Raw genomic sequence first — 25218 nt, forward strand, 5'->3', positions numbered from 1 at the left:
GAGAGCTTAAGTCCATGGCGAAACTGAGTTCCATCAACAAGAACGAGAAGCGCAAGAAGCTCGTTGTGAAGTACGCGGCAAAGTTTGCCGCCCTGAAAGCCATTGCTGACGATGAGTCGCTCGAAGAAACCGAGCGTCTGATTGCCCGCCTGAAGATGGCCGAACTTCCGCGCAACGCAAACCCGACCCGGGTTCGCAACCGTTGTGCAACAACCGGCCGCCCTCGTGGCTATTATCGCAAGTTCGGCCTTTGCCGGATCGAGCTGCGGGACAAAGGCAACAAGGGCCTTATCCCCGGCCTGACCAAGTCGAGCTGGTAAGGATCATCCGATGGCAATGACCGACCCCTTGGGTGATATGCTCACCCGCATCCGCAACGGCCAGCAGGCAAAGAAGGACACCGTCCTTTCGCCCGCGTCCAAGTTGCGTGCGCACGTGCTCGAAGTCCTTCAGCGTGAAGGTTACATTCGTGGCTTCTCGGAGGACACCACCGGTGCCCACCCGCAGCTGCGCATCGAGCTCAAGTATTTCGAAGGACAGCCTGCGATCAAGCATGTTGCCCGTGTCTCCAAGCCTGGCCGCCGCGTCTATTCGGGTTCCAAGGAACTTCCGGTAATCCGCAACGGCCTTGGCATCACCATCGTCTCGACGCCACGCGGCGTGCTTTCGGATGCCGAAGCGCGCGCTGCCAACGTCGGTGGCGAAGTGCTTGCGGAGGTGTTCTGATGAGCCGCATCGGCAAGAAGCCGGTGGCGATCCCCGGTGGCGTCACTGCGAACATCGCTGACGGCGTGCTGACCGTAAAGGGGCCCAAGGGCACCCTGACGCTCACGCTCCGTGACGAAATCAGCTACATCGTCGATGGCGATACCATCCTCGTAAAGCCGGCCAATGACACCAAGTCGGCCCGCGCTTTCTGGGGCATGCAGCGCACCCTCGTCGACAACCTCGTGACCGGCGTTACGCAAGGCTACACCAAGGTCCTTGAGATCACCGGTGTTGGTTACCGCGCGAATTCGCAGGGCAAGAACCTGAAGCTGCAGCTTGGCTACAGCCATGACGTCGATTTTTCGATCCCGGAAGGCATCGAGATCAAGACCCCGGACAACACCACGGTGGAAATCTCGGGTATCGACAAGCAGAAGGTTGGCCAGGTCGCCGCCGAGATCCGTCGCTGGCGCAAGCCCGAGCCTTACAAGGGCAAGGGCATCAAGTACCGCGGCGAGTTTATCTTCCGCAAGGAAGGGAAGAAGAAGTAATGGCAAAGCTGTCTCTCTTCGCACGCCGCCGCCGTCGCGTCCGCACGGCGCTGAAGGCGCGTTCGGGCGGGCGTCCCCGTCTGTCGGTGCATCGCTCCGGCCGCCACATCTACGTCCAGATCATCGACGATGCGCAAGGCAAGACGCTTGCTGCCGCTTCGACCTTGGTCAAGGGCGAGAAGTCAATCGGCGCGAATGTCGATGCTGCCGTCAAGGTTGGCACCGAAATCGCCGAAAAGGCCAAGGCTGCCGGTATTACCACTGTCGTGTTCGATCGCGGCGGGTTCCTGTTTCATGGCCGCGTCAAGGCGTTGGCTGATGCTGCCCGCGCTGGCGGGTTGGAGTTCTGACAATGGCTGACGAAACCAACCTGGAAGGCGTCGCACCGGTCGAAGCGACCAGCGCCGAGCCGCAGCAGCGTGAAGGTCGTGGTCGTGGTCGCGGCCGTGGTGGCAACGATCGCGGTGGCAACAATGATCGCGGTGGAAACAACCGTGGCCGTCGTGATGATCGTCGTGGCGGTGGCCGTGGCGGTGACGATGACGGTGGTGAAGAGCTGATCGAAAAGCTGGTTCACATCAACCGCGTGTCGAAGACCGTCAAGGGCGGCAAGCGCTTCGGCTTTGCAGCACTGGTCGTGGTCGGTGACGGCAAGGGCCGTGCAGGCTTCGGCAAGGGCAAGGCGCGCGAAGTGCCTGAAGCGATCACCAAGGCTACTGCCGCTGCAAAGCGTGCGATGGTCCGCGTGCCGCTGAAGGAAGGCCGCACGCTGCATCACGACGGCAAGGGCCGTTTCGGTGCAGGCAAGGTCAACGTTCGCACAGCACCTGCTGGTACCGGCATCATCGCCGGTGGCCCGATGCGCGCTGTGTTCGAAAGCCTTGGCGTTGCTGACGTGGTGACCAAGTCGGTCGGCACTTCGAACCCCTACAACATGATCCGCGCAACCTTCGACGCGCTCGTCAGCCAGACTTCGCCGAAGTCGGTTGCTCAGCGTCGTGGCAAGAAGGTTGCCGATCTGCTCGGCCGTGGTGGCGCTTCGGTAGTCGAAGCCGAAGCCGCTGCCGACGCCATCACGGAGTAATCGGTCATGGCTACGATCAAGATCAAGCAGATCGGTTCGCCGATCCGTCGCCCGGAACATCAGAAGAAGATTCTGATCGGCCTGGGCCTGGGCAAGATGAACCGCGTGGTCGAGCTGGAAGATACAGCCGAAGTACGTGGTGCCATTGCCAAGCTTCCTCACATGGTGGCCGTGGTCGACTGACCATTGCTTCCCACGTGGGAATAAGGGACGCCCCGGCCAAGTGCCGGGGTTTTCCGTTTGATGCGGACATCCAATGGTTTGGCCGTTTCATATAGGGGTGACAGACCGCAGGCTTTGTCCTATGGGCGCCCCTTCCATTCAGCGCGACAAAAGCGAAAGCGAGTGCACGAAATGAAACTGAACGAAATTTCCGACAACAATGGTGCCCGCAAGGGTCGCATGCGCGTTGGCCGTGGCATCGGCTCGGGCAAGGGCAAGACCGCTGGCCGTGGCCAGAAGGGCGCCAAGGCGCGTTCGGGCGTCAGCATCAATGGCTTCGAAGGCGGCCAGATGCCGCTTCACATGCGCATCCCGAAGCGTGGCTTCAACAACATCTTCGCCAAGGATTTTGCAGAAGTGAACCTGGGCATGGTCCAGAAGTTCATCGATGCCGGCAAGATCGATGTTTCGGCTCCGGTCGATCACGCTGTGCTGAAGGCTGCTGGCCTTGCCCGTGGCGGCAAGGACGGCGTGCGTCTGCTCGCCAAGGGTGAACTCACTGCCAAGGTCGCCTTCAAGGTTGACGGCGTGAGCAAGGGCGCACTTGAAGCTGTGCAGAAGGCTGGCGGTTCGGTCGAACTGCCCGAAGCCCGCCCGAGCGAGCATGAAAAGAAGACCGCTCGCCGCGAGGCGAACAAGCAGGCCAAGTAAGCACTTTCCGATCCCCGCCCGCCATCGGGCGGGGATTTCGGCATTGCAGGGGTTCGACTTTCGTCATCCCGCACTATATGGGCTAGCTCAAGACGTCCGATCCCTGAGGCCAATGGCCCGGTTTCGCAGCAAGGCTTAGAACCCCGAAATGGCATCACGCGCCGATAACATCGCCAGCAACCTGAATCTGGCCAACTTCTCCAAAGCGACCGAGCTGAAAAAGCGGATCTGGTTCACGGTGGGCGCGCTCATCGTTTTCCGTTTCCTCAGCTTTGTGCCGCTGCCGGGTGTGAACCCGCTGATTATGGAGACGCTCTACGACCAGACCCGGGGTGGCGTTCTCGACATTTTTAACGCGTTTTCCGGCGGTTCGCTGGAGCGCATGAGCCTGATCGCGCTGGGCGTGATGCCCTATATCACGGCTTCGATCGTGGTGCAGTTGGCCGCCTCGCTTCATCCGACCCTTGCGGCGATGAAGAAGGAAGGCGAGAGCGGGCGCAAGAAGCTCAACCAGTACACCCGCTACGGCGCTGTGCTTTTGACCGCGATTCAGGGCTGGGTGCTCGCCTCCGGGCTTGAAGCATACGGCGCGTCGAGCGGGCTGCAGGCGGTGGTCAACCCCGGCTTGCTGTTCCGCGTGGGTGCGGTGATCTCGCTGATCGGCGGCACGATGTTCCTGCTGTGGCTGGGTGAACAGATCACTTCACGCGGGATCGGCAACGGCGTTTCGCTGATCATCATGGCCGGGATCGTGGCGCAACTGCCCAAGTTCTTCGGCAATCTGTTTGAAGGTGGGCGCACCGGATCGATTTCTCCGTTCCTGATCGTGGGCATCGTTATCATGCTCGTCGCGCTGGTGCTGGCGATCTGTTTCTTCGAACGCGCAACGCGGCGATTGTTGATCCAGTATCCGAAGCGGGCAACGCAGCGCGGCATGATGCAGGCTGACAGCAGCCATCTGCCGCTGAAGCTCAACACCGCAGGCGTCATTCCGCCGATCTTTGCCAGTTCGCTGTTGCTGCTGCCGCTGACGATCACGCAGTTTGCCGGCAATTCGATCTCGCCAGACACCACGATGGGTCAGGCGATCGTCACGCTGAACCAATACCTTGGGCACGGCAAGCCGCTGTATATGCTGCTGTACGCGCTGGGGATCATCTTCTTCGCGTTCTTTTATACCGCCGTGGTGTTCAACCCGGAGGAAACCGCCGAGAACCTGAAGAAGAACGGTGGGTTCATCCCGGGCATCCGTCCGGGCAAGAATACCATGAACTACCTCGATTATGTGCTGACCCGCATCACCGTGCTGGGCGCTGCCTATATCACTGTAGTGTGCGTGGTGCCGGAATTCATCATGGCCGAGACCGGCATGGGGGCAGTGTTCTTTGGTGGCACCAGCCTGCTGATCGTGGTCAACGTGACGGTCGATACAATCACCCAGATCCAGTCGCACCTGCTGGCGCACCAGTATGGCGACCTGATCAAGAAGGCGAAGTTAAAGGGCAGGCTGCGCTGAGAGCAGCAGCCGCTAGAGGGGGTAGCTTACGTGAACATCATTCTGTTGGGGCCTCCGGGCGCGGGTAAGGGCACCCAGGCACATCGTCTGGTCGAACGTCACGGCATGAAGCAGCTTTCAACCGGCGACATGCTGCGCGCTGCGGTGAAGGCCGGGACGCCGGTAGGCCTCAAGGCCAAGGCTGTGATGGAAGCAGGCGAGCTGGTTTCGGACGAGATCGTTTCAGCGCTGATCGGCGATGAACTTGATGCGCTGCCCGAGGGGCAGGGTGCGATCTTCGACGGTTATCCGCGCACGGCACCGCAAGCTGAATCGCTTGACGAAATTCTGGCTGCTCGTGGCAAGGCCCTGGATCATGTGATCGAGCTGGAGGTGGACGAAGACGCGCTGGTTGATCGCATCACCGGTCGCTACACCTGCGCAAGCTGTGGCAAGGGCTATCACGACACGTTCGAGAAGCCGGCGATTGAAGGCACTTGCGACAAGTGCGGCTCTCACGAATTCAAGCGTCGTCCAGACGACAATGAGGAAACCGTGCGCACGCGCATGGCCGAATACCGGGCCAAGACCGCGCCGATCCTGCCGATCTATGAAGCGCAAGGCATTGTTGCCCGCGTGAACGGCATGGCTGACATGGACGAGGTGACAGCAGCCATTGAGGCGATCCTGCTCAAGCGCTAACAGGCAGGGGTGCCTGCCTGATTGGGGCAGGGGGAGGCTCCGGCAATGCGCACCATGACGATACTTTTTGCGGCGGGGCTGGTCGGCTCCGCCGTTCCCGCGTCTGCCGAAGTCACGCAGAAGAGCGAGGCGGGCTTTGTATCGCGCATAGCCGGTGAAGTGGCGGTCAGCCCAGCAGAGGCGTGGAAAGCTCTGGTCAGCCCGTCGCTGTGGTGGAACGCGCAGCACACCTTTTCGGGCGATGCGGCCAATCTGACACTTGAGCCAAACGCGAACGGCTGCTTCTGCGAAAAGCTTCCTGTGCCAAAGGACGCCCCAGCGGGCCAAAAACCTGGCTCTGTCATGCACATGCGCGTTGTCTATGCAGAGCCTTATCGCGCGCTGCGAATGGTCGGCGGCTTAGGGCCGCTGCAATCCGAGGCTGTGAACGGCACGATGACGGTAACGTTCAAGCCAGTGGATGGCAGCGGTGGCAAGAGGACTCGGATCCTGTGGGAATATGTCGTCGGTGGTTACATGCGCTACAAGGCTGACACGATCGCTGGCGCGGTCGACAAGGTGCTGGACGGTCAGCTTGAAGGGCTTGTGAAGCTTCTGGGGCCTGTTCAGCCTGTGGAGGCTTCAGCACCGGTCATCGCTACCGAAGCCGTCAACGCCGAGGCTCCGGCTGCGGAGGAAGTGCCGAGCTATACACCCGATCCGGGGCGGGACGAGGAAGCTGCCGGTAAATCGGTCAAGTCAGCGCTCGACAAACTGTTTCCAGGCAGCGGTAGCGCCGCGCCCGACGACAGGTGAGGGCGCCAGACACGGCTATCGCATGGCTTAAAACACGCTAGTCTGCATCGACCAAAAGATTGCGACTCGGAATACATTCCGAAGTCACTCGATACGGGGCGCACCATACCGCAACAGGAGTCATCACGACTCCATAGAGGGGGAGAGCACCGTGGCCGTATCCGATCATGTCGATTTGCCAACGTTCATGGAAGGCGTGAACAAGCGCAATCCACACCAGCCCGAATTCGTCCAGGCCGTTCAGGAAGTGGCCGAAGACATCTTCGAATTCATGGAAGACAAGGAAGAATACCACGCGCAGCAGATTCTGCGCCGCATTGCCGAGCCTGACCGGGTGGTATCTTTTCGCGTGTGCTGGGAGGATGATAACGGCAATGTCCGTGTGCAGCGCGGTTGGCGCGTGCAAAACAACAACGCCATCGGCCCCTACAAGGGCGGCATTCGCTTTCACCCGTCAGTAACTGAATCGGTGCTGAAGTTCCTCGCGTTTGAACAAACGTTCAAAAATGCGCTGACGGGCCTGCCGATGGGCGGCGGCAAGGGTGGATCGAACTTCAACCCCAAGGGCAAGAGCGTGCGCGAGATCATGCGCTTCTGCCAGAGCTTCATGACCGAACTGTACCGCCACATTGGCGCAGACGTTGATGTTCCTGCAGGAGACATCGGCGTGGGCGGGCGCGAGATCGGCTTCATGTTCGGGCAGTACAAGCGCATCACCAACAACTTCACCGGCGTGCTGACGGGCAAGGGCCTCGAATGGGGTGGTTCGCTGATCCGCACCGAGGCGACCGGCTATGGCGCGGTCTATTTCCTTGCCAACATGATGGCGCACAAGGGCGAGGATCTGGTAGGCAAGACGGCGGTCATTTCAGGCTCGGGCAACGTGGCGACACATGCGGCCGAAAAGATCGTCCAGCTGGGCGGTAAGGTGCTGACGCTCTCGGATTCGGGCGGTTACATCCATGACCCGGACGGCATCGATCAGGAAAAGATCAACTGGGTGAAAACCCATAAGACACATCGGCGTGGGCGCATCGAGGAATATGTCGAGGCGTTCCCCAAAGCGACTTTCGTGGCGGGCAAGACGCCGTGGCACGTGCCGTGCGACGTGGCGCTGCCGTGTGCAACGCAGAACGAACTGCTGGGCGATGACGCGCGCGCACTGATTGCCAATGGCTGCAAGGCCGTGGCGGAAGGCGCGAACATGCCCACCGATCTTGACGGCGTACACGTCTTCAAGGCGGCAAAGATACTCTACGCGCCTGGCAAGGCCTCGAATGCGGGCGGTGTGGCTGTTTCAGGCCTCGAGATGAGCCAGAATTCAGAGCGGCGTTCATGGCGGGAAGATGAACTGCAGCAGATGTTGAAAGACATCATGGCAGGCATTCACAAATCGTGTCTTGCCTATGGAGATCAAGGTGGCGGTTACATCGACTACGTAAAGGGCGCGAACATCGCAGGCTTCAAGAAGGTGGCTGACGCAATGTTGGCGTTTGGCGTGGTGTGAGTCTGACCGCGCTTTAACGGCGGTTTATCAGGACCGGCTGCAGCAGGGCGAATCGAGCGCCAGTGCTACGGCCGGTTCTTTCATTCCCGAAGCATCTCCGTGCGGCTCCAATGCCCCCATCTGTGGCTTTCCCACAGGCATGGCCGCGTCTGGCGTGACGAGAATTGCTTTCCGGGATAGACGTTTGGCAGATGTTGCATCCGCAACGGAGAAATATTTTCGTTCCCTACTTGTTCCAACGGAACACAAGGGGTACACAACCCTTGTTGACGGTTCATGTGAGCCAACTCTAGCAAGGGATACGAAGCCATGGCGGCGCAGCTCAAGCTCATTGAGGAGGGTAAGATCAAGGACTTGGATCGTCAGAAGGCGCTCGACGCAGCGCTTGCACAGATTGACCGTGCGTTCGGTAAGGGTTCGGCGATGAAGCTGGGGTCCAAGGAAACGATGCAGGTGGAGGCAATTTCCACCGGATCGCTGGGCCTGGATATTGCTCTTGGTGTAGGTGGCCTGCCGCGCGGACGCGTGATCGAAATTTACGGACCGGAAAGTTCGGGTAAAACCACACTTGCACTGCACGTAATTGCCGAGGCGCAGAAAGGCGGTGGGACGGCGGCGTTTATCGATGCCGAGCATGCGCTCGATCCCGTTTATGCCCGCAAGCTTGGGGTCAACATCGACGAACTGATCGTCTCGCAGCCCGATACGGGTGAACAGGCGCTGGAGATCGTCGATACGCTGGTTCGCTCGAACGCGATTGATGTGCTGGTGGTGGATTCGGTCGCCGCACTGGTGCCCCGCGCCGAAATCGAAGGCGAAATGGGCGACAGCCACGTGGGCCTGCAAGCCCGCCTGATGAGCCAGTCGCTGCGCAAGTTGACCGGTTCGATCAGCCGGTCGCGCTGCATGGTTATCTTCATCAACCAGCTGCGCATGAAGATCGGCGTGATGTACGGCAATCCCGAGACGACGACGGGCGGCAACGCGCTCAAGTTCTATGCCTCGGTCCGTCTCGACATCCGCCGCACCGGACAGATCAAGGACCGTGACGAAATCGTCGGCAACGCCACGCGCGTGAAGGTCGTCAAGAATAAGGTTGCTCCGCCGTTCAAGCAGGTCGAATTCGACATCATGTACGGTGAGGGCATTTCCAAGATCGGCGAAATTCTTGATCTTGGCGTGAAGGCCGGCGTGGTCGAGAAGTCGGGCGCCTGGTTCAGTTATGACTCCATTCGCATCGGGCAGGGGCGTGAAAACTCGAAGAATTTCCTGCGCGAGAACCCCGAAATCTGCAACCGCATCGAAGCCGCGATCCGTGGCCGCACCGATCAGGTTGCCGAAGGACTGATGGCTGGCCCGGACGCGGACGACGACATCTGATCTTTCAAGGCGGCAGGCCCGGAAAGCAGAACCGGAAATTTACCGCCATACCAAAAGGCCCGCGTGTTCCCCGGCAGGATCGCGCGGGCTTTTTGTTTGCGTTCCGAAGCTTGGCGTTTAACCTAGCGGTTAAATCACCGGGAGAATCGTTGTGAGCATTGTCGTCCACCATCTCAACAACAGCCGCTCGCAGCGTGTGCTCTGGTTGCTGGAGGAACTCGGTGTCGATTACGAAATCCGGCACTATCAGCGCGATGGTGTGACCAATCTTGCTCCGCCGGAATTGAAGGCTGTCCATCCCTTGGGCAAATCGCCCCTGCTGGAAATCGATGGGCGGATCATCGAGGAATCGGGAGCGATCGTGCAAGTGCTGTGCGACCGCTATGGCAATGGTGCCTGGTGCCCCGACGCTGGCACAGACGATGCGATCCGCCATCTTGAACTGATGCATTTTGCCGAAGGTTCGGCGATGACGCCGATCCTGATGCAGCTTTACACCTCGCGGCTTGGCGACGCCGCCGCGCCGCTCAAACCGCGCATTGATGAGCAACTGGCGTCGCACTTCGGCTATATGGAGCAGATTCTGCGCCCTTCTGGCCACTTCATCGGTGATGACTGGACGGGCGCGGATGTGATGATGAGCTTCCCGGCCGAGATTGCTGTGATGCAGGGGGCAGGCGCACATTTCCCCAAGCTTGCTGCATTCGTGGCCGCAATCCATGCTCGTCCGGCCTGGCAGCGCGCGCGCGAAAAGGGCGGTGACTACTTCGGCACGTGAGGGAGCAGGTGCGATGACCAATGCGAGCGATTGGCGCGGTACGGTCGGCAAGAGCTGGGCGCAGGAATGGATGCGCACCGACATCAGCTTCGGCGAGCTGACGCCGCGTCTGCTGGCCGCCATCGCGGCCGAGCCGGGTGACACGGTCGTCGATGTGGGGTGCGGCGCGGGACAACTGTCCATTGCGGTCGGGCAGGCCCGACTCCACGCGTCGGTGACAGGTATCGACATCTCGGGCGACCTTGTCGCAGCGGCCACAGCGCGGTCGGACATACCGAACGTGCGCTTTCTCGAGGCCGATGCGTCACACTGGCAGCCTGAGGGGGGCCGTCCCGATCTCTATGTCTCACGCCATGGGGTGATGTTCTTCCCGGATCCGCCAGAGGCCTTTGCGCATCTCGCGCAGATTGCAGCACCGGGCGCGCGCATCGTCTTCTCCTGTTTCCGCAAACCTTCAGAGAATGCCTGGGCGGCAAGTCTTGCGGGCTTGCTGCCAGCGACAGAGCCTTCAGCGCCGCAGCGATTTTCGCCGGGGCCCTTTGCCTTTGCCGATCCGGACCATGTGCGACTGTGCATGGCCGGGTGGCGCGATCTTGCCTTCACGCCGGTGGATTTTGCCTATGTCGCCGGGGCAGGGGACGATCCGGTCGGGGAAGCCATGGCGCTGTTCCGGCGAATCGGTCCTGCCGCAGCGGCGTTGCGGAACCTGGTTGATGCGGAGCGGCAAGAGGTCGAGGAGCGGTTGCTGGAACTGGTCAAAGCGCATCTGGTGGACGGACGCGTCACTTTTCCCGCAGCGGCGTGGCTGGTAAGTGCTTCATCCGATCACCGTAATGGATGAAACGTGCTTGTAGCGCGCCGAGTGCTCGCCTAATCGGCAAGTCATGACTTCCACGAACGAAATCCGCCGGTCCTTCCTCGACTACTTCGGCTCCGCAGGCCACGATGTGGTGCAGTCCGCGCCGCTTGTGCCTTACAACGATCCCACGCTGATGTTCGTCAACGCGGGTATGGTGCCGTTCAAAAACGTGTTCACCGGGTTTGAAACGCGTGCGACGCCGCGTGCGACGTCTTCGCAGAAGTGTGTGCGGGCGGGCGGCAAGCACAACGATCTGGACAACGTGGGTTACACCGCGCGGCATCACACGTTCTTCGAGATGCTCGGCAATTTCTCGTTCGGTGACTATTTCAAGGAGCAGGCGATCACCCATGCGTGGACGCTGCTGACGAAAGAATGGGGCCTGCCCAAGGATAAGCTGCTGGCGACGGTCTATCATACCGACGACGAAGCGTTCGAGCTGTGGAAGAAGATTGCGGGGCTGCCCGAGGACCGCATCATCCGCATCGCTACGAAGGACAATTTCTGGGCGATGGGCGATGATGGCCCGTGCGGGCCGTGTTCGGAAATCTTCTTCGATCATGGCGATCACATCTGGGGCGGGCCTCCGGGATCGGCGGAAGAGGACGGGGACCGGTTCATCGAGATCTGGAACCTCGTGTTCATGCAGTTCGAACAGACTGCGGGCGAGATCACCGGCAACCTGCCCAAGCCCAGCATCGACACCGGCATGGGGCTGGAGCGCATTGCCGCGGTGTTGCAGGGTGAGCATGACAACTATGACACCGATACATTCAAGGCGCTGATCGCTGCGTCCGAGAGCCTGACGTCGGTCAAGGCTGAGGGCGAGCAGCGCGCGAGCCATCGTGTAATTGCCGATCACTTGCGCTCGACCAGCTTTCTGCTGGCCGATGGCGTGCTGCCTTCGAACGAAGGGCGCGGCTATGTACTGCGCCGGATCATGCGCCGTGCGATGCGCCATGCGCACTTGTTGGGTGCGCGCGACCCGTTGATGCATCGTCTGGTGCCTGCGCTGGTTGCGGAAATGGGCGCTGCGTACCCGGAACTGGGCCGCGCGCAGCCACTTATCGAGGAAACGCTGCTGCGCGAGGAAGTGCAGTTCCGCCGTACATTATCAAACGGACTTCGTCTGCTGGACGAAACCACCGGCGCACTGGGCGAGGGCGACAAGCTGCCGGGTGAAACCGCGTTCAAGCTGTATGACACGTTTGGTTTTCCCTACGACCTGACTGAGGATGCACTGCGCGCGCGTGGCATTTCAGTGGACCGCGAGGGCTTTGACGCCGCGATGGCGCAGCAGAAGGCGGCTGCACGCGCGGCATGGAAGGGTTCGGGCCAAGCGGCTGATGGCGAAGTGTGGTTCGACATTGCCGAGCGCGTCGGTGCGACCGAGTTTACCGGCTACTCGTCCACCACCGGTGAGGCGCAGGTCGTTGCGCTGGTGAGGGACGGCAAGGAAGTCGAATCAGTTGCGGCCGGTGATACCGTTACGGTGCTGGTCAACCAGACGCCGTTCTATGGTGAGAGCGGCGGCCAGATGGGCGATGCTGGAACTATCACCGGAACCGGCGGGCTTGTGCTGACGGTTGCCGACACGGCCAAGCCGCTCGGCCGCCTTCATGCGCACAATGCGATAGTTGAATCGGGCACGATCAGAGTAGGCGATGTCGTCAAGCTCGACATCGATGTGGCGCGGCGCGATGCGATCCGGGCGAACCATTCGGCCACGCACTTGCTGCACGCCGCTTTGCGCAACCGTTTGGGCGGGCACGTGACGCAGAAGGGGTCGCTCGTGGCAGCAGATCGTCTGCGCTTCGACTTTTCGCAGCCGACCGCACTGACGGCAGACGATATCGCGGCGATCGAGGCGGAAGTGAACGCTGAAATCCGCGCGAACGAGGCGGTGACGACGAGGCTGATGAGTCCGGACGAGGCGATTGAAGCCGGCGCAATGGCGCTGTTCGGTGAAAAATATGGCGACGAAGTGCGCGTGCTGAGCATGGGCCGTGCTGTGGACAAGCATTTCTCGGTTGAACTGTGCGGCGGCACCCATGTGCGTGCGCTGGGTGACATCGGCGTGTTCCGCATTGTGAGCGAGAGCGCGGTGTCTTCAGGCGTGCGGCGCATCGAGGCGCTGACCGGCGAAGGTGCGCGGCAGTGGTTTGTGGCGCGCGAGGATGCGCTGAAGAACACGGCTTCAATTCTGCGCACGACGCCTGAGGACGTCGAGGCGCGCGTGGCGGCGCTGATGGACGAGCGCAAAAAGCTGGAGCGTGAACTGGCCGAGGCCAAGAAGGCGCTGGCGCTTGGCGGCGGCGGGGCCAAGGCTGAAAGTGCTGACGAAGACGTTGGTGGCGTGAAATTCTCTGGCCAGGTGCTTGAAGGGCTGGACCCGAAAGACCTGCGCGGCCTGCTTGATCAGGCCAAGCAGCGCATGGGTTCTGGCGTGGCCGTGATCGTGGCAGTGAACGAGGGCAAAGCCTCGATCGCGGCGGCGGTGACCGAGGATCTGGTCGGCAAGGTCAGCGCGGTCGATCTGGTGCGTGCAGGCGTGGAAGCGCTTGGCGGCAAGGGCGGCGGCGGCCGTCCGGACATGGCGCAGGGCGGCGGGCCGGATGGTTCGAAGGCGGCCGATGCCGTGGCTGCGGCAAAGGGCGTAGTGGCAGGGTAACCGGCTTCGTGCGATGGTGCGCCATATGGACACCATCGCAACACTCGATATTGCCCGAATAGTATCTGACATTGCGGAGGAGATGCGCGGCATTTCCGACCGTGGAGCGGTGGCCAGCTACATCCCGCCGCTGGCGCAAGTCTCGCCGGACAAGTTCGGCATCGCCGTGGTCATGGCCGATGGCGCGGCCCATGTGGCGGGCGATGCGGACGCGGCGTTTTCGATCCAGTCGATTTCCAAGGTCTTTGCGTTGACCCAGGCGTTGGGTGCGGTGGGCGATCAGTTGTGGCAGCGCGTGGGACGTGAACCTTCGGGCAGCGCGTTCAATTCCATCGTCCAGCTTGAGAGCGAGCAGGGCATCCCGCGCAATCCGTTCATCAATGCAGGGGCGATCGTGCTGTGCGATGTGCTGTTGGGGCGGTGCGAACCGCGCGAGGCAATCGGGCAGATGCTGCGCTTCGTGCGGATGCTGGCGGGCGATGATGCCGGAACGATCAAGATTGACGAGACGGTGGCGCTGGCCGAGCAGGACACCGGCTTTCGCAACATGGCGCTGGCCAATTACATGCGCGCATTCAGCAATATCCGCGCGCCGGTGGAGCGGGTGCTGGGGGTATACTTCCATTTCTGCGCCTTGGCGATGACCTGCCGCGAACTGGCAATGGCGGGGCGATACCTGATGGACGGCGGCCGGGTGGATGGCCATTCCATTGTTACCGCCAACCGCGCGCGGCGCATCAATGCGCTGATGATGTCGTGCGGGCATTATGACAATTCTGGAGACTTTGCGTTCCGTGTCGGTTTGCCCGGCAAATCCGGTGTAGGCGGCGGCATCCTTTCAGTTGTGCCGGGGGTGGCGAGCATCGCGGTGTGGTCGCCAGGCCTGAATGCCAGCGGCAATTCCCAATTGGGCACGCTGGCGCTTGAGCGGCTCGTACAGCGCACCGGATGGAGCGTGTTCGAGCCGCGCCTGCGTTAACCGCGTTCGCGCAACGAGGCTGATTTCAGTTTCGGTAGTGAATTCAGCTCGCCTTCTTCCTTGATCTTCCGGCGGAATTCGTCGCGCTTTTCGTGGATCGAGGCGATGACCGGTCCCATCGGGAAGCCGAGATCGACGAGTACAGCTTCAGACAGTTGCAGCGAGCTTTCGAGCGTTTCTGGCACTGCATGGCTGGCACCTGCCCGGTAGAGTTCGGCCGCATGGGCCGCATCGCGGGCGCGGACGATGATTGGCAGGTCTGCATGCATGGCGCGCAGCCGCTTGACCATGCGCAAGATCAGCACGGGTTCGTCCATTGTCAGGATCATCGCGCGAGCATCGTCGAGGCCAAGGCGGTGAACGGCGTTCTCGCTGTCGACATTGCCGAACAGGACGGGCAAGCCTGCCTTGCGCGCGGCCTTTACGATGGTGGGGTTGCTATCGATCCCGAGCCATTTGGCACCGTGGACTGTCAACATATCTGCGATCAGATGGCCGACGCGGCCAAATCCCATCACCACTACGCGCTCGCCCTCAGGTTCTGCTACCGCGGTGCTCTGGCCAGCGTCGGCTGTGTCCTTGTCGAGTCGACCGGCCCAGTATTCTCCGAGCTTTGCCAGCATGGGCGTAATTGTCAGCCCGATGGCGGTGACGATTTGCCAGAACTGCGCAGTCTCGCGGTCAATCAGAGAGGCTTCGGCAGCTGCGGTCAGCACGATCAAGGTGGTTTCCGAAGGGCTGGCCATGAGGATGCCGGTCTGCAGCGCGGTCGCGCGGTTTTTGCCCATCGCGCGCAAGGCGAACCCCGTCACAACGGCCTTCAGAATGACGACACCCAGCACAGCAATCGTCAGTGGCCCGATTTCCGCCCAGACGACGCGCAAATCGATGCCCATGCCGATGGTGATAAGGAACACGCCGAGGGCGAGGCCCTTGAACGGCTTGGTGATCGATTCCACTTCGGAATGGTATTCGGTCTCGGCGATCAAAAGTCCGGCCAACAATGCGCCCATGATCGGGGAGAGGCCGACCATCGACGTGGCAAGCGCCGAGGCAATGACGACCAGCATGGTGGCGGCAAGGAACAGTTCCGGGCTTTTGGTGTGCGCTGCCTGTGCGAACAGGCGGGGCAGGAGCAGGCGTCCACCGACCAGCAGAACCGCAACAACAATGCCGCCATAGATCAGGGTTTCGCCAATGCTAGGCCCAGCATCCTGTGCCGCGTAGGGAGCAAATGCGCCGAGCAGGAAGATGATTGGGACCAGCGCAATATCTTCAAACAGCAACATGGCAAGCGCGGCGCGGCCGACCGGGCCTTGCGTGCCCGAGATGGGCAGGACCAATGCCGTGGAGGACAGTGCGAGGGCAAGGCCAAGGCCAAAGGCGCCACTGATCGGCAAACCTGTTGCCATCAATACGCCCGAAAGGAGGAACGCTGAAACGCCCAGTTCCATCGCGCCCAAACCGAAGACGAGGCGGCGCATGTCCCACAACCGGTTGAAGGAAAGTTCCAGACCGATTTCGAACAGCAGCAGAATGATCCCGAATTCGGCGAAGGGTGTGATCGCGGCCGGGTCGGTGATGGTTATGTGGTAGAGCCACGGATACTGGCCCACGAGCGATCCGAGGCCGAACGGGCCAACGGCAAGGCCGACGAGAATGAAGCCGATAATCGGCGTGATGCGCAACCGTGCAAAGGCTGGAATTACGATCCCGGCAGCGCCAAGGACTACGAGTACGTCGGATAACGCGGTTGTCGGTTCGAGATTGCCTGCCATGACATGAGGTTAGGGGAGGGGGCAGCCTAAGTCACCCGGTAACGTCTACCGTTGCGGTTGAATTGTGGCTTGCCAACGAAAAAGGCCCCGGCGTGAACCGGGGCCTCTTGATTTCTGGCGATGAATGCCGGGCGCTTACGCCCAGTTCTTCATTTCCGCTTCGAGGTTCTCGACGATGGCTTCGAAGAACTTCTCGGTGGTCATCCATGCCTGATCGGGGCCGATGAGCAGAGCAAGATCCTTGGTCATCTTGCCGCTTTCGACGGTTTCGATGCAGATGCGTTCGATGGTTTCGGCAAAGCGCACAACATCGGGCGTTTCGTCGAACTTGCCGCGATACATCAGCCCGCGCGTCCACGCGAAGATCGAGGCGATCGGGTTGATCGAGGTCTGCTTGCCCTGCTGGTGCTGGCGATAGTGACGGGTCACCGTGCCGTGGGCGGCTTCGGCTTCCACCGTCTTGCCGTCTGGCGTCATCAGCACCGAAGTCATCAGGCCGAGCGAGCCGAAGCCCTGTGCGACCGTATCGGACTGCACGTCACCATCATAGTTCTTGCAGGCCCAGACGAACTTGCCCGACCACTTGAGCGCCGATGCGACCATGTCGTCGATCAGGCGGTGTTCGTAGACGATGCCGGCAGCGGCGAACTTTTCCTTGAAGCCTTCGGCGTCGAACACTTCCTGGAACAGATCCTTGAAGCGGCCGTCATAGGCCTTGAGGATGGTGTTCTTGGTCGACAGATATACCGGCCAACCGAGGTTCAGACCATAGTTGAACGAGGCGCGTGCGAAATCGCGGATCGAATCATCAAGGTTGTACATCGCCATGGCGACGCCGGCGGATGGGTACTTGAAGACTTCGCGATCGATCGTTTCGCCGTTATCGCCTTCCCAGACGAGGCGCAGCTTGCCGGGGCCGGGAACGAGGAAATCGGTGGCGCGATACTGGTCACCAAAGGCGTGACGGCCGACCACGATGGGGTCGGTCCAGCCCGGGACGAGGCGGGGCACGTTCTGGATCACGATGGGTTCGCGGAACACGACGCCGCCAAGGATGTTGCGGATCGTGCCGTTGGGCGACTTCCACATTGATTTGAGGTTGAATTCCTCGACGCGCTGCTCGTCAGGCGTGATCGTGGCGCACTTTACGCCAACGCCGTACTGCTTGATCGCATTGGCGGAATCGATGGTGATTTGGTCGTCGGTCTCGTCACGCTTTTGCACGGAGAGATCGTAGTACTTCAGATCAATGTCGAGATAGGGGAGGATCAGGCGTTCGCGGATCCATTCCCAGATGATCCGGGTCATTTCGTCGCCGTCGAGTTCAACGACCGGGTTCTTCACCTTGATCTTCGCCATAACCATCCTGTCTTTCAAGCTGGGGAGAGAATTTGCGTTTTCCCTTAGCAGAGGCTTTGCTTCGCGCAAGGCAGGTGGGCAATTCGCGCAATAATTAGGGTGGGGCACTGGACATGGCAGGCATGGCCGGGCAATGTTTTAAGTGACCGGTTAAAGCCGGGCAAGATTTCATGCGGAGAGATGCAATGAGCGAGGCCGAAGTCCTTACCGAAGTCGATGGCAATGTGCTGATCGTCACGATCAACCGGCCCGACGCCAAGAACGCGATGAACAAGGCGGCGGCCGAAGGTATCTCGGCGGCGATGGACCGGCTGGATGCAGAGGCAGACTTGCGCTGCGCGATCCTGACCGGGGCGGGCGGGACATTCTGTTCAGGCATGGACCTGAAAGGTTTCCTGCGCGGCGAATCGCCGTCAGTGCCGGGGCGCGGCTTTGGCGGGTTGTCGCAATGGACGCCCAAGAAGCCCATCATCGCGGCGGTTGATGGTTATGCTCTGGCTGGCGGCATGGAAATGGCGCTTTCGTGCGATCTGATTGTTGCCAGCGCATCAGCCAAGTTCGGCATTCCCGAGGCCAAGCGCGGGTTGGCCGCAGCGGCGGGAGGACTGATCAAGTTGCCACGCCAGATTCCGCCGCGCATCGCGATGGAACTTGCCCTCACTGGCGATTTCATCACGGCGCAGCGAGCCTACGAGTTGGGCTTCGTCAACCAGATCGTTGAAGGACCGTCGCTTGATGCGGCCAAGGCGCTGGCGGCGCGCATTGCCGAGAATGGACCGCTGGCGTTGATCGCTTCGAAGGGCATCATCCGCGATTCGCACGAATGGACCGAAGCGGAGATGTGGGGCAAGCAGCAGGCTTATATTGCGCCCGTCTTCACGTCGAGCGACGCGCGCGAAGGTGCGGCGGCCTTTGCCGAGAAGCGCAAGCCGAACTGGCAGGGCAAATAAGCCAATCGGGGGCGGGGTGGTTCAGTCGCTCCGCACCCTGCGCTTTGGACAAGAAAAAACCCCGCCAGCGGCGGGGTTTTTCATGCGATGGTGGGCGTAGCAAGGATTGAACTTGCGACCCCTACGATGTCAACATAGTGCTCTACCACTGAGCTATACGCCCGCACCATCGTGCAACCTTCAAGCGTTCAGATAGACCGTCGCGCTGTCGGGAAGCGGCCCATTAGCCTTGGGGCATGGGCAAGGCAAGGGGGAATTTGCTTAGGTCGCCAAGGTTCACGGTTGGCGTGTTCCGGCAAAGGGTGCGTCTTCAAACACGCGCTCCACTTCGAGCACCAGATCCTTGAGGTGAAAGGGTTTGGACAGCACGCGTGCCTGCGGGGCCTCGCGATTCGCCTTCAGCGTAACGGCGGCGAATCCGGTGATGAACATGACTTTGGTGGCAGGGCTGATCTCGGCACAGCGCTGCGCGAGTTCGATCCCGTCCATTTCGGGCATGACGATGTCGGACAGCAGAAGGTCGAAGTGTTCACGCTCAAGCAGCGGGATCGCTTCGGTTCCGCGATCAACAGCGGCCACGGAAAAGCCCGCGTTTTCAAGTGCGCGCGTGAGGTAAGTGCGCATCGCCTCTTCGTCTTCGGCGAGCAAAATGCGGATCATGGCCAACCTGTATCTGTTATGGGCTTCGGTACGGGCGGAGACGCAACGGGGTGCGCCGGGACAGCACATATAGGCGTGCGAGGTTAACATTCTTGCGCTGCCTACCCTGCCAATCGCGCCATGAGGCACAAAAACTATCATGCACAATCTTTGGAAGAGCCAGACAGGATTTTGACTTCATCACGAATCGGTTGCACGGTTGTGTCATGCGGCATCCCGGCGAGCAAACTGCTGATTCGGCACTGATCCAAGGCGGGTCGGTGCCAGGCAACCCCGGCGTCCCGGCGTTCACGCTCATGCTGCCGAATCCCTCGCCGATTCCGGTCATGATCGCGGTGCCGCATGCGGGGCGGGCCTATGCCAAATCGCTGCTGGACCGGATGCGCCATCCCGCCTTTTCCGCACCACGCCTTGAGGACCGTTACGCCGATCTGCTGGGCGAGGCGGTAGCGCAGGAGCTTGGCGCGGCGCTGCTGATAGCGCGTGCGCCGCGTGCGATGCTCGATCTCAACCGCGCGAGCGATGATGTCGATTGGGAAATGCTGGGGGGAAGGCCTCCCGATGCGTCTGCTTCGCCCAGCGGATTTGGTAGGCGCGCACGCAGTGGCCTCGGCCTTGTGCCGCGACGCCTGCCGGGTTTGGGAGAGCTGTGGAAGAGACGGCTGGATCACGGAGAGTTGAATGAGCGGATTTCTGCCATTCACGAGCCATACCATCGTGCGCTGGCCGACACCTTGGAGACGATCCGTGATCGCTGGGGCGCGGCGCTACTGATCGATTTGCACTCGATGCCGCCGCTGGCTGCACGGTCGCCCGGTGAGGCTGCGCCGGAATTCGTGATCGGTGATCGGTTCGGCGCGTCTTGTGACGGCGGCGTTGTGGCCTCGGCCTTCAGCGTATTTGCCGAAGCGGCACGCAGGGTTTCGCACAATCGGCCCTATGCGGGCGGTTACGTGCTGGAACGGCATGCGCGCAGGCATGAGGGGCTGCATTGCCTGCAATTGGAGATCGACCGCACCTGCTACCTCGATTCGCGCATGGCCGAACCAGGACCGGGTTTTGACGCGACGGTGGAACTTGTCATTGGCCTGGTCAGGCGGCTGGCGGTGGACGTGGCGGACCTTGGCCGCACTTCCGATCGCACCCGTTGGCGCGCCGCAGCGGAATAACGCAAACCAACCCCGGAATCAGTACTACCCAAGAAAAAACCACCTGGAGCAAGCTCCAGGTGGCCAAGGTTCAGGGAGGAGGTACACCGAAGTGTACCAATTGCGCTGGGCCATGAGGGGAGCCGCAACGCAACATCTTCAAGATAGGTGAGGTGTTGGGGGGCTGCAAGGGTTTTCGAGGGATTTTTGCAACACTCCAAGAAAAAACGCGACGAACCGTGAGGTCGCCGCGTTTTTCTTTCGGACTGTTGCCTGATTGCGCTTTTGCGCGAATCAGGCCACCGGAGCGGGCACCGCAGGAACCGGACCCTTGCCCAGTTGAACTTGCGCACCAAAAATCTGGCTGATCAGTTCAAGCGAGAACAGGTGCGCATAGAGCAGCGGCAGAAGCCCGCTCTGCGCCCAGCCACGCAACACATCGCCACGGATTTCCCGCAGCTTTTCCTGATTGATCATCTGGAAGCCGCGATAGATGAACGGCTGTTCGTTGCCTTCCTGCTGAATGGCCACTTCGCCTTCCATCAGCAGGTCATGCTTCTTCAGCTCGTCGATAAAGGCCTGCGTGCGCTGGCCGGCCTGTTCGAACTGTTCGCAGAAACCGAGCGCGGCCTTGGTCGCTTCCGACGGCTGACCATCGGTGAACAAATCCTGCCCTTCGTGCGAATCGCCCAAAAGGCCCGACGACGGATCGAAGCACAGCGACAGTTCTTCGCTGCTGGGATTCAGCTTGGCGAGCAGGAACGGATAGCGGCGCACATACGCAGGAATGTAGATCGGCTGGGTGACCTTGCCGGTCTCGTCAACAAAGACGTTCACACCTTCGTTGAGGCCCATCAGCGCGAGCGGCACCGGATTGTCGGCCGATGCCAAGAGGATCGGGTAGTGGCGAGCAGCCTGCGGAAATTCTTCTGCCGTCAAAGGGATAGCGTGCTGGCCAATGAGCCAGGGCGCTGCATCCGCATTCTTTGCCTTCCACGTAGCGTGGTCACGGCTGTTGAGCGGCATCAGATCGTTGTAGAACATCGGCAGGTTGGCTTGCGGCGCGCTGGCCATTTTGCATCTCTCCAATAAGCAACACACAACGCACGGCAAAATAACGGCGCTGGCCGCACCACGCGGGAACGGCGGTTATTAGGGACTGACGCAGGAGCGTGCAAGCAACGTTACAGCAGCTTTCCCGGGTTCAGCAGTCCGTGCGGGTCAAGCGCCTGCTTGATCGCACGCATCGCCGCCAGAGTTGCCGGGTCGGACAGGCGCGCCAGTTCGTCGCGCTTCAGCCGCCCGATGCCATGTTCGGCTGAGATCGAGCCACCCCATGCGGCAACCATATCATGCACTTGCGCGCTGATGGCCTTGCCGTCTGCGGCTTCCCATTCCGTCCGTTCGCGCCCCGGCGGCGCAATGACGTGGAAGTGGACATTGCCATCTCCAAGGTGGCCGAAGCAGACTGCGCGCGTCCCGGGCCAGTCGGTTTCGAGGCGCGGCACCGCCGCTTCGACAAAGGCAGGCATCTTTTCCACCGGCACGGATATATCGTGCTGCATCGCCGGTCCAATCGCGCGCTCTGCCGGCGAGATCGTCTCGCGGATCAGCCAGAGCCGCTCTGCCTGATCCTCGCTGGCGGCTATGGTGGCATCGGCAATCAATCCGCGTTCGAATGCGGTGGACAGCAGGTTTTCGGCGATTGCGGGCAGGCGCGCAGCGGTATCGGCATCTCCGGCGACGAGTTCGATCAGCGCGTGCCATGCGTGCGGATCGGCCAGCGGCGCGCGCGCGTCAGGCAGGTAATCGAGCACGGCTTCGAGGCTGTGCTGGGGCAGCACTTCGAAGCCTTCCAACTGGTCCTCGGCCATGTCCTGCGCCAGCAGCAGGAGGCTGCGTGCATCATGCAGTGAGGCTGTGCCCGCCCACATCACGGTGCGCCCTGCAATCGCCGGCGCGAGCTTAAGCGTGGCGGCAGTAACAATGCCAAGCGTGCCTTCAGATCCGATGAGCACCTGCTTCAGGTCGAACCCGCGATTATCCTTTTTCAACGGGGTAAGCAGATCGAGCACCGAGCCATCGGCCATCACAGCTTCGACGCCAAGCACCAGCGCGCGCATCGATCCGTGGCGCAGCACTTGCGTACCGCCAGCGTTGGTGGCGATCAGGCCGCCGATCGTCGCCGAACCCTTGCCGCCCAATGTGAGCGGGAATCGCAAGTCTTGCGCCTCAGCCGCTTCGTGCAGCACCTGCAGGATGACGCCAGCCTCGCACGTCGCGGTCCGCGCTGCGCTATCGACATCAATAATGTGGTTCATCCGGCGCAGCGAGATGATCAGCTCGTGCCCGCTGTCGAACGGCGTTGCTCCGCCTGACATGCCGCTGTTGCCACCTTGTGGCACGATTGGCACGCTGTGCCGGGCACAAAGCTTTACCAGTGCCGAAAGCTCGCCGGTATCGGCAGGCGACGCCAGGGCCAGCGCCTTGCCGGTGTAGCGGCCGCGCCAGTCGGTCAGCCACGGTTCGAGGTCGGCTGTCTCGGTCGTCAGCCCTTTTGGCCCGAGCAGGCGGGCCGCTTCGTTCAGAAACGTGTCGCTCATCTGCATCCGGCTATTGCGAGGTGCGCGCGAGGGCAATTCATTTTTGATTGCTGACGGGTTAAGCAAAGGTTCAAGCGTTCCGGCTAGGGGTGCTGGCAGGACGGTGGCGGCACAGGGCCGCACCGCTCAAGAGGGGTCAACGAGAGTTCTCGCTACACAAATGTCCAGTCTTGCCAATCTTCTGGTCCCGCTCGGGATGCTGCTTTCGTTCGGCGCGAGTGAACCGGCGGCGCAGGTGGACGTGGGCCTGGACGTAGACAAGGCGTGGGCGGCGGCGAGCACTCCCATCGGGTCGCCACTGTTTGAAAAATCTCCGGCATCCGGTGCGTTTGACGCATTCATTGCTGAAGGACTGGGCGATCAGACCTGGGATCAGGTGCGCATCGAACAGCGCATGATCGTGCGCATCGCCCCGCGTATGCCGGGTTCGATGCTCGCGCCTCCGCCCGATCCACGTTTTTCCGGACCGCCACAGCCGCCGCGGTTTTTTGAACGCAAGGCCGACAAATGCCTGCCGATTGCGAGCATCGCTGGGGTCCAGATCGAATCGCAGGACCGGCTGCTGCTGATCACCCGCAACCGCAAGATGATCGGCGCGAGCCTCGATAAATCGTGCCGGGCGCGGGACTTCTATTCGGGCTTTTACGTGGATCGCAGCGAAGACGGGCGGCTTTGTGCTGGCCGCGATACGATCCATTCGCGCGCCGGGGCCAATTGCGCCATCACCAAAATGCGCGAACTCGTGCCCGATGATGACTGAAACTGCCACACCGGTGTGGAATTCTTGACTTTTCGGCGCATGTCGTCATAGCGCCCCGGTAGTGCTGGCAGCTTAGCCAAGAGCTTGCCGTCCAGCTGGCGCAGATGATGCGCCGTCTCTTGTTTTCGGAAAATAGCCTGCATGAAGTTTGCCGACCTCGGCCTCTCGGATGAATTGCTCAAGTCGGTGCTTGATGCCGGCTACGATGAGCCGACCCCGATTCAGGCGCAGGCTATCCCCGCCGTCCTCATGATGAAGGACATCATCGGTATTGCCCAGACGGGTACCGGAAAGACCGCCGGGTTCGTGCTGCCGATGATCGATATTCTGGCCCATGGCCGTCGCCGTGCACTGATGCCACGCTCGCTGATTCTTGAGCCGACGCGTGAACTGGCCGCACAGGTTGCCGAAAACTTCGAGAAGTACGGCAAGAATCACGACCTGAAGATGGCGCTGCTGATTGGCGGCGTGCAGATGGGTGACCAGATCAAGGCGCTGCAGGACGGCGTTGACGTGCTGATCGCCACGCCGGGCCGGTTGATGGACTTGTTCGAACGCGGCAAAATTCTGCTGACGGGCTGCGACCTGCTGGTGATCGACGAGGCTGATCGCATGCTCGACATGGGGTTCATCCCCGATATCGAGAATATCTGCACCAAGCTTCCGGCCCAGCGCCAGACTTTGCTGTTCTCGGCCACGATGCCGCCGCCGATCAAGAAGCTGGCCGACAAGTTCCTGTCGAACCCGAAGATGATCGAAGTGGCGCGTCCGGCTTCGACCAACACCAGCATTGTTCAGCACAAGGTCCGCTGCACCACGCGCCAAAAGCGTGAAGTGCTGCGTCATCTGCTGAAAACCGATAACGTCACCACCGCGATCATCTTTGCCAATCGCAAGACGACCGTGCGTGAACTGGCCAAGTCTTTGCAGAGCCACGGTTTTGCCGCCGGTGAAATCCACGGTGACATGGATCAGAACTCGCGCAATGCCGAATTGCAGAAGTTCAAGGACGGCGACATCACGATCCTGTGCGCGTCCGACGTCGCCGCGCGCGGGCTTGACGTGAAGGGTGTGAGTCACGTCTTCAACTTTGACACGCCGTGGCACCCGGATGACTACGTCCATCGCATCGGCCGCACCGGTCGCGGCGGGGCAACGGGGCGGGCATTTACGCTGGTTGCGGACGAAGACCTGGAATCGATCGAGAACGTCGAGAAGTTGCAGGGCACCAAGATCCCTGAATTCAAGATTGAGGTCGCCGAGAAAGCAGAGCGCAAGCCGCGCGCAGTTAAGACCGAGGTCGAAGCTTCGGAAGAACCAAAGCGCGGGCGCCGCAGCGAACGTCCAGCGCGTGAAGAGCGCAAGCCGCGTGCCGAGCGTGAGGTTCAGCCAGAGCGCGAGGCGACTCCTGAGCGTGCGGCTCCGGTGGAGCGTGAAGCAAAACCGGCACGTGAGCCACGTCCCGTCCGCCCGCCGCGTGGTGAGCGGACATATCGCGATCAGGCTGAGCCGATGAGCAAGCCGGGCGAATGGAATGGTCCGGTGCCAGAGTTTCTGGGCGTTTCGGCGCTCTAACGC

At 61.2% G+C, this 25218-nt stretch carries 25 protein-coding genes and 1 tRNA gene; 20 read left to right on the forward strand and 6 right to left on the reverse strand.

The window, feature by feature from the left end; genetic code table 11:
* The first annotated feature begins 14 nt into the window (after positions 1–14).
* From rpsN to Q8R81_RS05135, 16 genes are all read left to right on the forward strand, one after another.
* Positions 15–320 (forward strand): 30S ribosomal protein S14, encoded by a 306-nt coding sequence (rpsN, locus tag Q8R81_RS05060; protein WP_305616357.1) that lies wholly within the window; start codon positions 15–17, stop codon positions 318–320.
* Between the two features lie 10 nt (positions 321–330).
* The gene (rpsH, locus tag Q8R81_RS05065) at positions 331–726 is read left to right on the forward strand and encodes a 30S ribosomal protein S8 (protein ID WP_305616358.1); all 396 of its coding nucleotides are present in this window, start codon (positions 331–333) and stop codon (positions 724–726) included.
* Positions 726–1259 (forward strand): 50S ribosomal protein L6, encoded by a 534-nt coding sequence (rplF, locus tag Q8R81_RS05070; RefSeq protein ID WP_305616359.1) that lies wholly within the window; start codon positions 726–728, stop codon positions 1257–1259. The genes rpsH and rplF overlap by 1 nt, the downstream gene beginning before the upstream one ends.
* On the forward strand, positions 1259–1609 hold the full coding sequence (rplR, locus tag Q8R81_RS05075; RefSeq protein ID WP_305616360.1) for a 50S ribosomal protein L18: 351 nt from the start codon (positions 1259–1261) through the stop codon (positions 1607–1609). The genes rplF and rplR overlap by 1 nt, the downstream gene beginning before the upstream one ends.
* 2 nt (positions 1610–1611) lie before the next feature.
* The gene (rpsE, locus tag Q8R81_RS05080) at positions 1612–2343 is read left to right on the forward strand and encodes a 30S ribosomal protein S5 (protein WP_305616361.1); all 732 of its coding nucleotides are present in this window, start codon (positions 1612–1614) and stop codon (positions 2341–2343) included.
* A 6-nt stretch (positions 2344–2349) separates the two neighbouring features.
* Positions 2350–2526 carry a 50S ribosomal protein L30 gene (gene rpmD / locus Q8R81_RS05085; RefSeq protein WP_054107573.1) on the forward strand — a complete coding sequence of 59 codons (177 nt, stop codon included), beginning with the start codon at positions 2350–2352 and terminating at the stop codon, positions 2524–2526.
* 171 nt (positions 2527–2697) lie between these two features.
* Positions 2698–3216 carry a 50S ribosomal protein L15 gene (rplO, locus tag Q8R81_RS05090; RefSeq protein ID WP_305616362.1) on the forward strand — a complete coding sequence of 173 codons (519 nt, stop codon included), beginning with the start codon at positions 2698–2700 and terminating at the stop codon, positions 3214–3216.
* 148 nt (positions 3217–3364) lie between these two features.
* Positions 3365–4732, forward strand: coding sequence for a preprotein translocase subunit SecY (secY, locus tag Q8R81_RS05095; protein WP_305616363.1), 1368 nt, complete (start codon positions 3365–3367; stop codon positions 4730–4732).
* A 30-nt stretch (positions 4733–4762) separates the two neighbouring features.
* Positions 4763–5413, forward strand: coding sequence for an adenylate kinase (locus Q8R81_RS05100; RefSeq protein WP_305616364.1), 651 nt, complete (start codon positions 4763–4765; stop codon positions 5411–5413).
* Positions 5414–5458: 45 nt separating this feature from the next.
* On the forward strand, positions 5459–6208 hold the full coding sequence (locus Q8R81_RS05105) for an SRPBCC family protein (protein ID WP_305616365.1): 750 nt from the start codon (positions 5459–5461) through the stop codon (positions 6206–6208).
* A gap of 151 nt (positions 6209–6359) precedes the next feature.
* A complete protein-coding gene (gene gdhA / locus Q8R81_RS05110; RefSeq protein ID WP_371135309.1) occupies positions 6360–7715 on the forward strand; it encodes an NADP-specific glutamate dehydrogenase in 1356 nt (451 codons plus the stop codon).
* A gap of 309 nt (positions 7716–8024) precedes the next feature.
* Positions 8025–9095: a recombinase RecA gene (gene recA / locus Q8R81_RS05115; protein ID WP_305616366.1), complete on the forward strand. Its 1071-nt coding sequence runs from the start codon at positions 8025–8027 to the stop codon at positions 9093–9095.
* A 151-nt stretch (positions 9096–9246) separates the two neighbouring features.
* Entirely contained in the window at positions 9247–9873 is a 627-nt protein-coding gene (locus Q8R81_RS05120) for a glutathione S-transferase family protein (RefSeq protein WP_305616367.1), read from the forward strand.
* Between the two features lie 13 nt (positions 9874–9886).
* Positions 9887–10714 carry a class I SAM-dependent methyltransferase gene (locus Q8R81_RS05125; protein WP_305616368.1) on the forward strand — a complete coding sequence of 276 codons (828 nt, stop codon included), beginning with the start codon at positions 9887–9889 and terminating at the stop codon, positions 10712–10714.
* 43 nt (positions 10715–10757) lie between these two features.
* Positions 10758–13403: an alanine--tRNA ligase gene (gene alaS, locus Q8R81_RS05130; RefSeq protein ID WP_305616369.1), complete on the forward strand. Its 2646-nt coding sequence runs from the start codon at positions 10758–10760 to the stop codon at positions 13401–13403.
* Between the two features lie 25 nt (positions 13404–13428).
* A complete protein-coding gene (locus tag Q8R81_RS05135) occupies positions 13429–14382 on the forward strand; it encodes a glutaminase (RefSeq protein ID WP_305616370.1) in 954 nt (317 codons plus the stop codon).
* On the opposite strand, the gene Q8R81_RS05140 is transcribed toward Q8R81_RS05135, so the two are convergent.
* Together Q8R81_RS05140 and Q8R81_RS05145 are read right to left on the reverse strand one after the other, a co-directional pair.
* On the reverse strand, positions 14379–16160 hold the full coding sequence (locus Q8R81_RS05140) for a cation:proton antiporter (protein ID WP_305616371.1): 1782 nt from the start codon (positions 16158–16160) through the stop codon (positions 14379–14381). The genes Q8R81_RS05135 and Q8R81_RS05140 overlap by 4 nt on opposite strands.
* Positions 16161–16295: 135 nt before the next feature.
* On the reverse strand, positions 16296–17519 hold the full coding sequence (locus tag Q8R81_RS05145; RefSeq protein ID WP_305616372.1) for an NADP-dependent isocitrate dehydrogenase: 1224 nt from the start codon (positions 17517–17519) through the stop codon (positions 16296–16298).
* 185 nt (positions 17520–17704) lie between these two features.
* On the opposite strand from Q8R81_RS05145, the gene Q8R81_RS05150 reads away from it, so the two are divergent.
* Entirely contained in the window at positions 17705–18469 is a 765-nt protein-coding gene (locus Q8R81_RS05150) for a crotonase/enoyl-CoA hydratase family protein (RefSeq protein WP_305616373.1), read from the forward strand.
* An 88-nt stretch (positions 18470–18557) separates the two neighbouring features.
* On the opposite strand, the gene Q8R81_RS05155 is transcribed toward Q8R81_RS05150, so the two are convergent.
* A tRNA-Val gene (locus tag Q8R81_RS05155) sits at positions 18558–18632 on the reverse strand.
* A 113-nt stretch (positions 18633–18745) separates the two neighbouring features.
* Positions 18746–19129 (reverse strand): cell cycle two-component system response regulator CpdR, encoded by a 384-nt coding sequence (cpdR, locus tag Q8R81_RS05160; protein ID WP_292626123.1) that lies wholly within the window; start codon positions 19127–19129, stop codon positions 18746–18748.
* Positions 19130–19425: 296 nt separating this feature from the next.
* Between cpdR and Q8R81_RS05165 the strand changes: the two genes are divergently transcribed.
* Positions 19426–20298, forward strand: a complete 873-nt coding sequence (locus Q8R81_RS05165) for an N-formylglutamate amidohydrolase (RefSeq protein WP_305616374.1) — start codon at positions 19426–19428, stop codon at positions 20296–20298.
* Between the two features lie 273 nt (positions 20299–20571).
* Here the strand turns inward: Q8R81_RS05165 and Q8R81_RS05170 are convergent, their stop codons facing one another.
* Complete coding sequence (locus Q8R81_RS05170; protein ID WP_305616375.1) at positions 20572–21351, reverse strand: SapC family protein; 780 nt, start codon at positions 21349–21351, stop codon at positions 20572–20574.
* A gap of 110 nt (positions 21352–21461) precedes the next feature.
* Positions 21462–22886, reverse strand: a complete 1425-nt coding sequence (locus tag Q8R81_RS05175; RefSeq protein WP_305616376.1) for an FAD-binding oxidoreductase — start codon at positions 22884–22886, stop codon at positions 21462–21464.
* A 190-nt stretch (positions 22887–23076) separates the two neighbouring features.
* Here Q8R81_RS05175 and Q8R81_RS05180 point away from each other — a divergent pair, with 190 nt between their 5' ends.
* Both Q8R81_RS05180 and Q8R81_RS05185 read left to right on the forward strand, forming a co-directional pair.
* Positions 23077–23640, forward strand: coding sequence for a hypothetical protein (locus Q8R81_RS05180; RefSeq protein WP_305616377.1), 564 nt, complete (start codon positions 23077–23079; stop codon positions 23638–23640).
* 141 nt (positions 23641–23781) lie between these two features.
* A complete protein-coding gene (locus tag Q8R81_RS05185; RefSeq protein ID WP_305616378.1) occupies positions 23782–25215 on the forward strand; it encodes a DEAD/DEAH box helicase in 1434 nt (477 codons plus the stop codon).
* Positions 25216–25218 lie beyond the last annotated feature (3 nt).

The organism is Novosphingobium sp. (assembly GCF_030696665.1).
GTDB lineage: Bacteria > Pseudomonadota > Alphaproteobacteria > Sphingomonadales > Sphingomonadaceae > Novosphingobium.